We start from the raw sequence: 13,911 nt of genomic DNA, 5'->3' as shown, positions 1-13,911 counted from the left end.
ATTACTATCGCCTTGTTTAACGGAACTATCCAGAGGAATTTATGGCAAAACCGGACTGGGGAGCACTGCGACACCAGTTCCTCGCCGACCATGCCGCAACCGGCGTATCACCAAAGGAATGGTGTGAAGCGCAGGGACTGAATTACACATCTGCGCGGCGCTATATCAAAAGGCCAACTGCGCAAAAAACTGCGCAGAAAAAAATGCGCACTGCGCAGAAAGATAAAAGCGCAAATGAGCTGGTGGATGATGATGGACTTACTGCTCAGCAGCGCTTATTTGTCGCGGAGTACCTTAAGGACAACAACGCCACCGCTGCCGCTGCACGTGCTGGTTATAGTGACCCAAACTACGGTCGTCAACTCATATCGAATCCTAACGTTGCTCAGGCCATTGCGCAGCAGCAGAAAGCCTCTATTGCGCGCACGCTTGGCAGTGCCGATGAGGTCCTCGCGCAGATGTGGCAGCTAGCCACCTTCGATGCAAACCAGCTTTCGCAGTATCGCCGTGGTGCGTGTCGTTACTGCTGGGGCTTCGGTTATCAATATCAGTGGCGTGATGCCGTGGAGTTTGAAGAGAAGCGGCTGGAAGCTACAGAACGCGATAAGCGTGAGCCAGTCGACGTGGGAGGCTATGGATATGACCACACCCGTGAGCCTAACCCTACCTGCCCGCGCTGCAATGGCGACGGAATAGGCCAGCCATATTTCGCAGACACCCGGAAACTTTCCCCTGATGCTGCTTTGGCATATTCCGGCGTCAAGCTGGGGAAGAATGGTGTCGAGATAACAGCAATCAGCCGCGAGCGGATGTACGAAGCCGTAATTAAGCGCCTGGGCCTGGCCAATAGCGAATTCGCGCAGCGCCTCCAGCAAATCGAAATCGACCGCCGACAGCTGGAGATTGAGAAACTCCGCAAAGAGCTGGCCGGTGATGGTGACGATGACGAACCAACGCCAGTGCAGATCAATATCAACGTAGTGGACGCGAGGGCAGACGATGGGGATCAGCCCGACACTTAATATTCCTCAGGCGCGCTTCCTCGCGATGGAACATAAGTTTAAAGCCTACGTTGCCGGGTTCGGTTCCGGTAAGACGTGGGTGGGTTGTGGCGGCATCTGTAAGGGGATGTGGGAGCACCCGAAAATCAACCAGGGGTATTTCGCGCCGACGTACCCGCAGATTCGTGACATTTTTTACCCGACGATAGAAGAGGTGGCCTTTGACTGGGGGCTGAGCGTCAAAATTAATGAGGGGAACAAAGAGGTTCACTTCTACGAGGGGCGACGGTTCCGCGGGACCACAATCTGCCGCTCAATGGAGAAGCCCGGCTCGATAGTTGGTTTCAAAATCGGTAACGCGATGGTGGATGAGCTGGACGTGATGGCAGCCGCCAAAGCGCAGCAGGCGTGGCGAAAAATCATCGCCCGTATGCGTTACAAGGTTGATGGGCTGCGTAACGGTATTGACGTCACGACCACGCCGGAAGGGTTTAAATTCGTCTACCAGCAGTTTGTGAAGGCGGGGCGTGAAAAACCAGAGCTCTCGGCCCTGTACGGTCTGATACAGGCCAGCACGTTCGATAACGCGAAGAACCTGCCCGCGGATTACATCCCGTCACTGTTGAGTTCTTATCCGGATGAACTGATTCAGGCATACCTGCGAGGGAAATTCACCAACCTCAACAGCGGGACTATTTACCACACTTTCAACCGTAAGCTGAATAACTGTTCTGACGAGATTCAGGATGGGGATCCGCTGTTTATCGGCATGGACTTCAACGTGGGAAAAATGGCCGCGATTGTTCACGTTAAGCGAAACGGCCTGCCGCGCGCTGTTCGTGAGCTGGTGAAGATCTACGACACGCCGGCGATGATTAAGCGCATACAGGAAGAGTTCTGGCGCTATGAGGACGGTCGCTACGTCAAGAGCCGGGAGATTTACATCTATCCGGATGCATCAGGCGACTCCCGCAAATCACAGAACGCCAGCAAGACAGATATTGCTCAGCTCAACGATGCCGGATTCAGCGTCATTGTTGATGATGCCAACCCGCCGGTTAAGGACCGCATCAACTCGATGAACGCCATGTTCTGCAACGCCAACGGCGAACGCCGCTATATGGTTAACGTGCAAAACTGCCCGGTCTATACCGAAAGCCTTGAACAACAAGTCTGGGCGGCGAACGGCGAGCCGGACAAAAAAGCGGATAACGATCACCCCAATGATGCTGGTGGGTACTTCATCGTGAAGGATTACCCGATCGTGAAGCCAGCATACTCAATCACCATGGACACCACCTTCTGATATGGCAAACGACGACATCACCTGGGTTCGACCAGAACACCGGGCGGCTTCTGCTGCCTGGAAGAAATATCGTGATTTCTGTAAAGGAGTTGAGGCGGTAAAAGCCGCGGGCAATAAGTACCTGCCTTATCTCGACCCAACCGATAAATCATCGCGCAACCGTAAGCGCAATGAGGACTATCTGAGCCGTGCGGTATTCTATGCCATTGCCGCTAATACGAAGATCGGCATGCTTGGTATGGCGTATCGAAAGGACCCCACCTTCAGCGGTCCGGAAAAGCTGAAATACCTGCTGGACAATGCTGACGGGGCCGGTACTAGTATTTACCAGCAGTCGCAGCTGGTGACCGAGAACGTGCTGGAGGTTGCGCGAGAGGGCATTTACGTCGATTACGCTGCAGAGTCCGACGAAGCGATTATCCTCCGCTATCAGGCTGAGAACATCATCAACTGGCGAACAAAGCGCATTAACGGACGCGATCAACTGGTGCTGGTGGTACTTCGTGAATGTGTAGAAGAGCCGGACGGTTACGCTTACAAGGACGAGACCCAGTATCGTGAGCTGGCGCTGGAGAATGCGAAGTTTATATGCCGGGTATGGCGTCGTGCAGGAGGCTCTGGAAGCGGAGCGTATACCGTCGATAGCGAATACCATCCTAAGCCAAAAGGAATGGGTTACTGGGACGAAATCCCGTTCACGTTTGTTGGCGCCCAAAACAACGATCCGACGATTGATGATTCACCACTGGCTGCGCTGGTGGAAATTAACCATGGTCATTACCGCAACAGCGCAGATTATGAGGACAGCGTCTGGTTTTGCGGACAGGTCCAGCCGTACATAACCGGGCTTGATACCAACTGGCGCGATCACCTCGAAAAGAAAGGCGTCAAAATCGGTTCCCGCTCACCACTTCTTTTGCCTAAAGAGGGCTCTTTTGGCTATGCGCAGGCGCAGCCGAACATGCTGGCGAAAGAGGCAATGGACAGTAAGCGCGACTACATGGTGCAGCTTGGCGCACGTCTGATTGAGCAGAACGCCACGGCGAAAACGGCGACGCAGGCCAGTGGCGAGCAGAGTGCATCAACGTCAGTACTGGGTATCTGCGTCTCCAACGTTTCCGAGGCTTACACGCTGGCACTGGGCTGGTGCGCGAAGTATCTGGGGATTAAAGGCGATGAGCCTGCCTACACCATCAACCAGGAGTTCATCGCGAAAGTTGCCGAGTCTGGCATGGTAACCGCTATTGTGAATGCCTGGCAGTCCGGCGCGCTGCGCGATAGCGATATGATTCGGGCGCTTCAGAAGCTCGACCTCATCGACCCGGCAGACAGCCCGGATGATGTGCTTGATGCGCTTCGCAATCAGGCTCCCACGCTGACCGGGGGCTGATATGGCAACCGTAAACGAAAGCCTGCGGGATGAGGCCATTGCTCATTCCGTCTGGATTAGCCGTTATGCGACGGGCGTGGCTAACCGGATGGTTAAGCTGCTGAACGAAACAGACGCTGACCTGTCGGCGCGTCTGCTGGATGCGCTGGACAAGCTGCCGCCTGAAAGTTTCACCGTTACGCGTCTTGAAAGTCTGCTTGGCAGTGTGCGCGAGCTAAACCAGCAGGCCGTTGCATCGATGCACACTGGTTTACAGGATGAGCTATTGACGCTGGCAAAGAACGAGGCCAGTTATCAGATGAGCCTGTTCGACTCCCTTCTGCCATCACAGGTTCTTTCCCGTTATCCGATGCAGGGAATTACCGCCGATATGGTTTACGCCGCCGCGATGTCTCAGCCCTTCCAAGGGCGTTTGCTTAGTGAGTGGGCGAGTAATCTGGAGTCGGACAGGCTGGCGCGTATCACGAACGCGATACGCCGCGGATATCTGGCCGGCGATACGGTGGAAGCCATCGCGCGTAATGTGCGCGGCCACGGCAATAAAGATTATCGCGACGGCGCGCTGCAGATGAGCAGGGCAAACGCCGCCAGCATCGCTAAAACAGCCGTGAATCATCTGGCTGCCACAGCACGCAACAGCTTCACCAGTGCCAACAGCGACATCGTGAAAGGTAAACAGTGGCTGTCTACGCTGGACAATAAAACCAGCCACGACTGCATTATTCGAGACCTGCTGCGCTACACCCTGGATAACAAACCGGTCGGGCATAAGGTGCCGTATTTGCAGGGCCCCGGGAAAATTCATTTCTGCTGCCGCTCAAGCGAAACGCTGATCCTGAAGTCATGGCGGGAACTGGGCATCGATATTGATGAGATGGACGAAGGCACGCGCGCCAGCATGGACGGACAGGTTCCGGCGAAGACGACGTATCTCGATTGGCTGAAGCGCCAGTCGCCGCAGCGGCAGGATCAGGTTCTGGGTTCTGAGCGTGGACGGATGTTCCGCGCAGGGGAAATAGACCTGGGGAAAATGTTCACGGATAAAGGCGAGTGGATTACCCTTGAACAGCTCCAGGAGCGTTCAGGTGGTGCGCCGTCGATTGAATCAGCTCGTTCTATGGATGAGTTGGTGGAGTGGATGACCGGGCGGGTGGCGCAGGATGTGAAGTTCCCAGATGGCATATCACTGGATGAAGCAAAACGGGCGGCACAGGCTGCTTTCGATGTGATCCAGAGGTTCGGACTCCAACCCGTGGCGGCGCTTGGTAACACTTTGGATGTTCCTACGTCTGCTGCTGGCGCTTATGAATCATCCTCACGAACCGTGCACCTTTCCAGGTGGGCGATGGACAGCAGCGAATGGGATAATATTCTGAAAAACAGCGCTGGAATCGATATGACAATGATGGTCAGGCCATCGGTCGCGTCATCCTCGTTGTCTCAGGATGTGCTGGATGTTTCTCCTGCGGAGTTGCCGTATGTTGCGGTGGCCTCGGTGAAGGGCACCGTGTGGCATGAACTTGGCCACCATCTGTATTATTCCCGGCCAGAAGTTGGTGCGCTGGTTGAAAGTGCTTATGATGCTGGCTGGTGGCGTGCTCTCAGCGCCTACGCCGCAGAAGCACCAAAAGAACTTTTTGCTGAGGTCGTATCGGCGTTTATGAGCGGCCAGAAAGACACTATCAACCCCGAGATCCTCAAGTGGCTGAAACAACATTCCCGTTCCTGAAAAAAGCGTCAGAGCTGGCTCATATGGAGCCTTTGCCGGATGACGTTATCGAACAACTGGACGCTATCTGCAAAGAGGCTGGCGAGGCTACGCCTGAAGGCAGGATGATTGGCGTCTTGATCGGCTCGGTTTACACCCGACTAAAAAACCCTGATTAAGCATTAAACAAACACTCTGAGCCCTGGCATCCGCCGGGGCTTTTTTATGGGCGAGGCCCGACGAAATCCCGAGGGGAAATTATGTTAATTCGAAACATGCTTCTGAAATATTACGCACCAGAAAACGGTGGTGAGGGCGGCGGTGGCGGCGGCATCGAAATCTCACCTGAGATCCAGAAGCTAATTGATGAGCGGGTGACCAGCGAAGTCACTGGACTCAAAACGAAAAATAGCGAACTGCTGGGCACCATCAAACAGCAGAAAGAAAACCTGTCCCGCTTTGAAGGTATCGATCCAGACGCTGTGCGCGGCATTCTCCAGCGTTTTTCTGACGATGAAGAGGCAAAGCTTATCGCCGCCGGAAAAATTGATGAGGTGCTCGATAAGCGCACCGAGCGCATGCGTGCTGATGTGGATAAGCAGATTAAAGCCGCAAATGAACGCGCGGACAAAGCGGAAGCGTTCTCCAACAAATTCCGGGACCGCGTCCTGGGTGATGCAATCCGAGCAGCAGCCGCGAAAACTGGCGCGTTGCCGGAAGCATCTGACGATCTGATTCTTCGTGCCAAAGGCACATTCCAGCTCAACGACGAAGGCGAGGCCGTAGCAGTTGATGCAAATGGCGATGTTCTGTTCGGCAAAGACGGCAAAACCCCACTTAGCCCGCTTGAGTGGGCGGAGTCACTCAAGGAGACGGCTCCGCACCTGTTCCCGCGCGCAGAAGGCACTGGCGCGGGCGGACACAAGCCAAACGGCGGTGGTAGCCTGAAACGTTCCGAAATGAGCGCCAGCGATAAAGCGGACTACATCCGCAAACACGGCCAGCAGGCCTTCCTCAAACTTCCGAAATAAGGGATTAACCCATGTCTACCACTGTTAATACTGACCTGGTTATTTATGATGACCTGGCCCAGACCGCTTTTCTTGAGCGCCGCCAGGATAATCTGGAAGTGTTCAACGCTTCCTCCAACGGTGCGATTTTGCTGGATAACGAACTGATCGAAGGCGATTTTCGTAAGCGTGCTTTCTATAAAGTTGGTGGTTCCATTGAATCGCGCAATGTGAACTCTGTCGATAAAGTCACCGGTAAAAAAATCGGTGCCGGTGAAGCGGTATCCGTTAAAGCACCGTGGAAATACGGCCCGTATGAAACCACGGAAGAGGCTTTTAAACGCCGTGGACGCTCCGTTGATGAGTTCTCCGAAGTGATCGGCGTTGATGTCGCAGATGCCACGCTGGAAGGTTACGTGAAATACGGCCTGAAAGCGCTGACTGCGGCGATCGGTGCTAACGCCGACATGGTCGTAACCGCCGATATTGAGACCGACGGTAAAAAGACCCTGACGCGCGGCCTGCGCAAATACGGGGACAAGTTTAACCGCGTGGTTCTGTTCGTGATGCACTCTGCCACCTACTTCGACATTGTTGATGAGGCGATTGCCAACAAAATCTACGAAGAAGCTGGCGTGGTGGTTTACGGTGGGCAGCCAGGAACGCTGGGTAAACCTGTGCTGGTGACCGACACCATGGACGCTGATGCGATCCTTGGGCTGGTATCTGGTGCGGTTACCGTCACCGAGTCTCAGGCGCCGGGTTTCCGTTCCTACGATATCAACGATCAGGAAAACCTTGCGGTTGGCTATCGCGCTGAAGGCGTGGTGAACGTTGATCTGCTTGGCTACAGCTGGGATACGGCCAAAGGTGATAACCCTGACCTGACCGCCATCGGCACTGCGGGCAACTGGAAGAAACACTTCACCAGCAACAAATCTACGGCAGGCGTGCTGATCAAACTGGAATCCGCGGTGGGGGAGTAACGCTGTCAGCGGATAAAACCTCCGCAACTGCTGACAGCACAGACGCGGTAACTGTTTCTCTGAAGTACACGCTGAATGGCTCCGCTGTATCCGGTAAAACCGTCGCGTGGACGTCCACAGGTGGCACGCTTAGCACGGCCAGTTCTCAAACAGGCTCTGCTGGTGGTGCAACGGTGAAACTCACATCAGACGTTGCTGGCACCTTCACGGTAACCGGCACGGTTGAAGGAGTGGCGAAAACCACGGATGAGATCACCTTCACTGCGCCTGCCGGAGAATAACGAATGGGGCGAAAGCCCCATAAACAGGATGATTCGATGATCAATACCGATATCACCTCTCCTGATGCCAACAGCTACGCCAGTGAAGAGGATCTTGCCTCATTTGCGGCAATACGCGGCATTGAACTGCCTGACAAGATTACACCTTTGCTGATTAAGGCAATGGATTACCTGGAGGGGCTGGATTGGGTTGGCTCAAAAGCTGACCCGAGACAGGCTCTGGCGTGGCCACGCGTGAATGTCGTTCTGGATGAACATGATTTCCCGCCGGATGAAGTTCCACGGCAGGTTATAACCGCGCAGTGCATGCTGGCGGTAGAGGCAATAGACGGCGATTTACTCTCCAGCGTGCGCGAAGCTGCTGTGAAAACTGAACGTGTGGAAGGTGCCGTCACCATGACCTATGCGGTCGCAGATGGTGAAGTCTTCACGCCGTCCTATCCTGCCGTTATGGCGCTGCTGGGCGACCTCGCTGGTGGTCGTGGTTACGCCATTAATGCATTTGCAGAGAGGGCCTGATATGGCGATTGATTACCAACGTATGCAGGCCAGAACGACCCGCATGCTCAGGCAGAACGGCGCGACGTACAACGTCACCCGCAAAGGCTCGGTAACGGTTATCGGCGGCGTTGAGCATAAAACTGAAGAGGTCCGTTTTACTGCTGTGGGCGTGAAGACCGAATACGCGCCAGGCGAAATAGATGGAACGGTCATCGTTAACGGCGACGTGCAGATCGTTTTTACGGCAGAGCAGGAAATTAAAATCGGTGATGTGGTTGATATTGACGGCACAGCATACCGTGTTGTCAAACCGAACCCGGCAAAACCTGCCGTGCTGGTGCTCTGCTACAAAGCGCAACTGAGGGCTTAGCATGGGCGAGAACTCGGCTTTCCTGGCTGAAATCACGGCTTTCGTTAATAAGGCGAAAACGAATCAGGAAGCAGTGGCGCGCGCCGTCGGAATCAAAATTCTTAACCAGTTGGTGGTGATGTCCCCTGTGGGCAACCCGGAGTTGTGGGAAGTTAACCAGACAGCCGTTTCCTATAATCGCGCTGTTTACGACCACAACGAGGCGCAGCGGGCCAATCCCGATAACCTGACCAAAACCGGGCGACTGAAGAAAAAAGCCCGGGTGGTGGATGGGATGGATATCAAAGCACCGCCGGGGTATACGGGCGGACGCTTTCGCGGTAACTGGCAGATATCGTTTGATGCTCCGACAACTGACGAAACAGGGCGAATAGACAAGACCGGCGACCTGACCAAAGCGGCCGGGAACTACACGCTGTCGCTCTTCAAAGTCGGGATGAAGGCCATTTATTTCTGCAACAACGTGCCTTATGCCTACCCGCTTGAAATGGGGCATTCCACACAGGCTCCGGGCGGCATGGTCCGCATAACTGCAGCTGAGTTTCAACGCTTCTTTGAGGAAGCTGTAAGGGAGGTGAATAAGTGATTACTGATATTGCATCTGCACTGGCCGCCAGACTGGGTGCCTGGGCCGATGCCGAGGGTATTTCGGTTGCATGGGAGAACGTGCCGTTCACACCTCCTGCTAACGAGATGTACCTGGCCGTTCACGATATGCCCGTTACGCCGCGAACAATCGATCTCGGATTGCGCTGCCGGACTTATTCAGGCGTGTACCAGATTAATGTCGTGGCGCCATCCGGCTCCGGCCGCACCTCCGTCGTTGCCCTGGCGGGCAGAGTAGCGGAATTGTTCCCCGAGGGGCAGGAAATTGCAGGCAAAGACTTTACCTGCTGGATTAGCAGCGCGCCTGGCATATTCCGCGGCATCCCTACACCTGTGTCCTACACCGTTCCTGTCAGCCTGAATTATCGGGCAGACATTACCAGCTGATTGCCCTCTGATGTCCCACAACTGACCGGCCTTGAGCCGGTTTTCCCGTTTCTGAAGGAGAAACCATTATGGGCTTTGCACTGCCTAACGGCGCTCATGTTTATCTGGCGTCGGGCTACGGCCCGGCCATTACTTTCACCGGCGCGACGAATGCTGAGCACGCGGTGATCACCGTTAGCGCCGCAGACGATATCGCGGTCGGCGATATCGTTCACGTGAACTGTAACTGGTCGGGTATTGATAACGTTATCGCGAAAATCGACGCGATTGCGGAGAATGCTGTCACTCTTCGCAACATCAATACCACCAACAAAAACAAATACGCGGCGGGCGGCGGTTCCGGTTCTATTCGCAAAATCGAAGAATGGACCGAGCTGCCACAAATCACCGAGGTATCGAAATCTGGTGGCGATCAGAACACCACGCAGATTCAGTTCCTCAGCGATGATCGTCAGCGCAACCTGAACACCTATAAATCCGCAGTCTCTCAGACCTACTCGATCGCGCATGACTCCACGCTCCCGGTATACCCGCTGCTTCGCCAGCTGGATGAAGATGAAGAGACGGTCGCAGCGTACATGTACGTGCCGAAGGCGAAGGAGAACCGTTACTGGGCGGCCACGGCATCTTTTGACGACACGCCGACTACTGCGGTGAACGAAGTCGAAACGGTAAGCGTCGTGCTGAACCTGCAATCGCCAGCGATGACGTTCTACAAAATTACAGGCGCTGCGGCATAAGCCAGGCATAACGATAATCTGAGCCTCCTGCATGGAGGCTTTCTTTCACTTAGAGGCAACGATGGCGACTAAATTCACCCTTCAGCCCAAACCAACTTTCAAGGCCAACGTCTCGATCCCGCGCGCTGGCGATGAGGATGGCGTGCTGACCTTTACGTTCAACCACAAGCCGCTAAAGGAACTGGCAGATCTGGAAAAACTTGAAGGCAAAACCGCGACCGATTTCCTGCTGGAAATTATCGCCGGCTGGGCGCTGCCAGATAAATTTAACGCCGATAACCTGGCTGAACTCATCGAAAACTACCCGGCAGCCATGAAGGCCATCACTGAGACCTACTACCGCGAGCTGCTGGGCCAGCGTGAAAAAAACTGATAGCGGTTGCCTCGGCGTTTTATACGCCTGAACCCACGGCTGAAGACATGGCACCCTATGGACTCACGCCGGATGACTACGACGATAAAATTGTCGATGTCTGGCCCGATGTCTGGCCTGCGTTCCGTGTCTTTCAAGCTGTCAGCACGCAGTGGCGTACAAGCATGGGCGGCGCAACAGGGCTTGATTACAACGTCCTGCCCTGGGTAATGCGAATCCATACCGTCGACGACGAGGCAACCGCACTTTCCGATCTCCAGATAATGGAGCGAACCGCGCTTAAAATAATGCATAAAGAGAGGGCCGGATGAGTAACGACATCGCCACTATTTCCCTTCGCGTGAATACCGGCGAACTGGAGCGCGGTAACCAGGAACTGGACCGTTTCCAGCATACGGCTACCGGGGCGGCAGATAAAGCGGACGATTTAAACAGTACGTTCCGAACCGGCATCGACAACCAGAAGAAAAATACCGAGAGCCTGAAGCAGCAGCGCCAGGAGCTTCATACTCTGCTCAACAAAATCAGCCCGGTTAACAAAGCGCTGGATGAACTTGATACCATTCAGGAGAGCCTGTCTAAGTTTCGCGGTAAAGGGCTGGTGGATGATGAAGACTTTACGCGTTACAACAGCGTGCTGGAGACAACCCGCGCTAAATTAGCCCAGGTTATGGAGTCGGAAACAGCAGAAGGCCGGGCCCGTCTTGAACAGACTCAGGCGGCACAGCGCGCTGCGGCTTCGGCGAAAACATTCATTTCCTCACTGGAAGATCAAACCGCGGCGATTGGTAAAACACGTGCCGAACTGCTTGAATTGAAAGCTGCCCAACTCGGCGTATCCGATCGTGCTGCCCCAATGATCGCAAAGCTGAAAGAGCAGGAAGAAGCATGGAAGTCTGGGTCTGTCAGCGCGGGCCAATATCGCAATGCTATGCGTTATCTACCGATGCAAATGACCGACATTGTGACTTCACTGGCTTCCGGCATGCCGGTTTATATGGTTGCTATTCAGCAGGGCGGTCAGCTCCGTGACTCGTTTGGCGGTGTAGGCAATGCGCTGAAAGCGATGTTGTCGATGGTGACTCCTGCCCGAGTGGCCATTGGCGGCCTGGCTGGTGCCGTTCTGATTGCAGCAAAAGCGGGGTCGGACTACTTCACCGCCTACGACGAAAGCAACAAGGCCATTATCAGGACTGGCAATATTGCCGGCACGTCAGCGCTTCAGGTTATGGCTTCCTCCCAGTCTATTGCAGCCTCTACTGGCGCAACTGTAGGAACCGTTCAAAGTCTGATGACTGAGCTGGTTGGCATGGGATCGCTGACACAGCAGCAACTTGAAAAAGCAGCGGGCTCCACGGCGCTGGCGGTTCAGACCGGTATAGTCTCGGCGCAGGACATCACCAAAGCCTATAAGGACATCGAAAAAGACCCTGTTAAAGCGCTGCAGAGTCTCAACGAACAATATAATTTCCTGACCGTTTCACAACTTAAGCATGTTGACGATCTGATCAAGCAAAAGGACCAGACCGCGGCCGTTACGCAGGCTATGGAGCTGTTTGGCGATACGATGTTAAAGCGCGGAGAACAGGCTTACGACTCGCTGACGCCGTTTGGTCGCTTGTGGCTGGATATTAAAGGCTGGGCGTCTGAGGCCATGCAGAGTATCGGTCAGTGGGTAGCTGAGCTGGCATCAAACACCCTGAAGGAATTCAACGCAATTTATTACAGCGTTGCGATCGTTTTCCAGAAGCTGAACCAGATCATTTCTTCCTCTATCGCTGCCGCGATCAACCTCGTTCCCGACTGGGCGAAAACCGATACTTTGCAGGGATGGCAGGACTACAACGAACAGATGGCCGGCGCATATGGTGACAGTGTTTCTCAGCTGAAAAAAGACTGGGATGCGGCTGATATCAGTGCAGGTAAATACCTCGATACAACCAGAAAGATAAGTACCGCAACCACCCAGAGGGATCGGGAGGGAGTCGCTTCTTTTGGTAAAAAGACCAAAACCGGAAAGCTGGGTACTTTATCGGCTGGCGATCGCAGCACGGATGCTGCCCAGGCCGAGCTACTGGCGCTTCAGGCACAGTTACGCGCGCTGCAGCAGCATAAAGGGCTGAACGACACTATCAGCCAGCAGCGCAAAGATCTGTGGACGACTGAAGCGAAATTTCAGGTGCTGGAGGAGGCCTCGCGTTCACGTTCACTGACAAAGCAGGAACAATCCCTGCTGGCGAGTAAAGACCAGGTGCTTCAGTTGGCACGGCAGAAAGCCCTGTTAGGTGATCAGATTACCGCACAGGAACAGCTGAACAAGCGAATGGATACCTCGCAGAAATACGTCACGCAGATGGCAGAGAAGCAGGCTGCATTAGTGAACGGTGCCGGGATGAGTGACCGTCAGGCACAACGTGAGCTGGCAAAGAGCCAGCTATCTTCTGGTTGGATCAACTCCGGCGGCACGCTTGACGACGAGGGATATCAGAAGCAGCTTAAAGCAGCGAATGATTACTATGATGCAGAGGACCGGTTACGTGGTGACTGGCTGACTGGCGCGAAAAAGGGCTGGGCTGAATTTGAGGACAGCGCGACCAATGTTTACTCGCAGGTGCAGACGATTACCAGCAATGCGTTTACCGGGATGGCCAGCACGCTCACCGACTTTTTTACTACTGGTAAATCTAACTTCTCAGACTTCCTGACTATCTTCCTGAAGGGCATCGCCCAGATGCTGACGCAACTGGCTCTGGTTAATGGAATGAAGTCAGCCTTTGGTGGAACGGGTATCGGTGCGTTCTTTGGTTTTGCCGGCGGTGGCTTGGTTCCCGGTTTTGATAGTGGCGGCTACACCGGTGATGGCGGTAAATACCAACCGAAAGGCGTTGTACACGGCGGTGAGTTTGTTTTTACGAAGGAAGCGACTAGTGCATTGGGTGTAGGCAATCTCTATGCGTTGATGCGTGGAGCACAAGGGTATGCCGATGGTGGTTACGTTGGTCGGGCGCCAACGTATGGCCTGCAATCTCCGACTACTGGAGGCGTAACTGTTCAAACGTCTGTAGTCGTTCAAAACCAAAATTCACAGCAGCAAACTTCTGGAAATAACGAAGCTGTTTCACGGGCCTACAAGCAGACCATCGATCAGTCTGTTCGTGCCGGAATTGCCAAACAACTACAGCCGGGCGGACTGATTTGGAATGCCACGAAATCGCGATAACCCGCCTCGGCGGGTTTTGTCGTTGGTGTAAG

The 13,911-nt window shown here is 54.4% G+C and carries 15 protein-coding genes and 1 pseudogene; all 16 read left to right on the top strand.

What is annotated here, in order from left to right; all coding sequences use genetic code 11:
• Nucleotides 1-41: 41 nt before the first annotated feature.
• Nucleotides 42-1,022, top strand: a complete 981-nt coding sequence (locus E1B03_RS14580; protein ID WP_133086474.1) for a terminase small subunit — start codon at nt 42-44, stop codon at nt 1,020-1,022.
• Entirely contained in the window at nt 1,000-2,307 is a 1,308-nt protein-coding gene (locus tag E1B03_RS14575) for a terminase large subunit domain-containing protein (RefSeq protein WP_133086473.1), read from the top strand. Before E1B03_RS14580 ends, E1B03_RS14575 begins: the two co-directional genes overlap by 23 nt.
• Nucleotide 2,308: 1 nt before the next feature.
• Nucleotides 2,309-3,697, top strand: coding sequence for a DUF4055 domain-containing protein (locus E1B03_RS14570; RefSeq protein ID WP_133086472.1), 1,389 nt, complete (start codon nt 2,309-2,311; stop codon nt 3,695-3,697).
• Nucleotide 3,698: 1 nt separating this feature from the next.
• Nucleotides 3,699-4,790: pseudogene (locus E1B03_RS14565) on the top strand (phage minor head protein); the annotation flags it as partial.
• Between the two features lie 608 nt (nt 4,791-5,398).
• Nucleotides 5,399-5,584: a hypothetical protein gene (locus E1B03_RS14560; RefSeq protein WP_133086471.1), complete on the top strand. Its 186-nt coding sequence runs from the start codon at nt 5,399-5,401 to the stop codon at nt 5,582-5,584.
• 81 nt (nt 5,585-5,665) lie between these two features.
• Nucleotides 5,666-6,436, top strand: a complete 771-nt coding sequence (locus tag E1B03_RS14555) for a hypothetical protein (RefSeq protein WP_133086470.1) — start codon at nt 5,666-5,668, stop codon at nt 6,434-6,436.
• Nucleotides 6,437-6,447: 11 nt separating this feature from the next.
• Nucleotides 6,448-7,401 (top strand): major capsid protein, encoded by a 954-nt coding sequence (locus E1B03_RS14550; RefSeq protein ID WP_133086469.1) that lies wholly within the window; start codon nt 6,448-6,450, stop codon nt 7,399-7,401.
• On the top strand, nt 7,326-7,682 hold the full coding sequence (locus E1B03_RS26615) for an Ig-like domain-containing protein (RefSeq protein WP_165955354.1): 357 nt from the start codon (nt 7,326-7,328) through the stop codon (nt 7,680-7,682). Before E1B03_RS14550 ends, E1B03_RS26615 begins: the two co-directional genes overlap by 76 nt.
• 36 nt (nt 7,683-7,718) lie before the next feature.
• The gene (locus E1B03_RS14545) at nt 7,719-8,201 is read left to right on the top strand and encodes a DnaT-like ssDNA-binding protein (RefSeq protein WP_133086468.1); all 483 of its coding nucleotides are present in this window, start codon (nt 7,719-7,721) and stop codon (nt 8,199-8,201) included.
• A 1-nt stretch (nt 8,202) separates the two neighbouring features.
• The gene (locus E1B03_RS14540; protein WP_133086467.1) at nt 8,203-8,553 is read left to right on the top strand and encodes a hypothetical protein; all 351 of its coding nucleotides are present in this window, start codon (nt 8,203-8,205) and stop codon (nt 8,551-8,553) included.
• A gap of 1 nt (nt 8,554) precedes the next feature.
• Nucleotides 8,555-9,139 carry a hypothetical protein gene (locus E1B03_RS14535; protein ID WP_133086466.1) on the top strand — a complete coding sequence of 195 codons (585 nt, stop codon included), beginning with the start codon at nt 8,555-8,557 and terminating at the stop codon, nt 9,137-9,139.
• Nucleotides 9,136-9,546: a DUF4128 domain-containing protein gene (locus E1B03_RS14530; RefSeq protein WP_133086465.1), complete on the top strand. Its 411-nt coding sequence runs from the start codon at nt 9,136-9,138 to the stop codon at nt 9,544-9,546. The genes E1B03_RS14535 and E1B03_RS14530 overlap by 4 nt, the downstream gene beginning before the upstream one ends.
• 68 nt (nt 9,547-9,614) lie before the next feature.
• Nucleotides 9,615-10,286, top strand: coding sequence for a phage tail protein (locus tag E1B03_RS14525; protein WP_044865579.1), 672 nt, complete (start codon nt 9,615-9,617; stop codon nt 10,284-10,286).
• Between the two features lie 61 nt (nt 10,287-10,347).
• Nucleotides 10,348-10,659, top strand: coding sequence for a phage tail assembly chaperone (locus E1B03_RS14520; protein ID WP_133086464.1), 312 nt, complete (start codon nt 10,348-10,350; stop codon nt 10,657-10,659).
• 47 nt (nt 10,660-10,706) lie between these two features.
• Complete coding sequence (locus E1B03_RS14515; protein WP_133086463.1) at nt 10,707-10,970, top strand: DUF1799 domain-containing protein; 264 nt, start codon at nt 10,707-10,709, stop codon at nt 10,968-10,970.
• Nucleotides 10,967-13,879 (top strand): phage tail tape measure protein, encoded by a 2,913-nt coding sequence (locus E1B03_RS14510; RefSeq protein WP_133086462.1) that lies wholly within the window; start codon nt 10,967-10,969, stop codon nt 13,877-13,879. The genes E1B03_RS14515 and E1B03_RS14510 overlap by 4 nt, the downstream gene beginning before the upstream one ends.
• The last annotated feature ends 32 nt before the right edge of the window (nt 13,880-13,911 follow it).

This window comes from Citrobacter arsenatis, from assembly GCF_004353845.1.
Lineage (GTDB): Bacteria > Pseudomonadota > Gammaproteobacteria > Enterobacterales > Enterobacteriaceae > Citrobacter > Citrobacter arsenatis.
The sequence above is the reverse complement of the archived record's forward strand: the minus strand, read 5'-3'. Positions and strand labels throughout refer to the sequence as shown.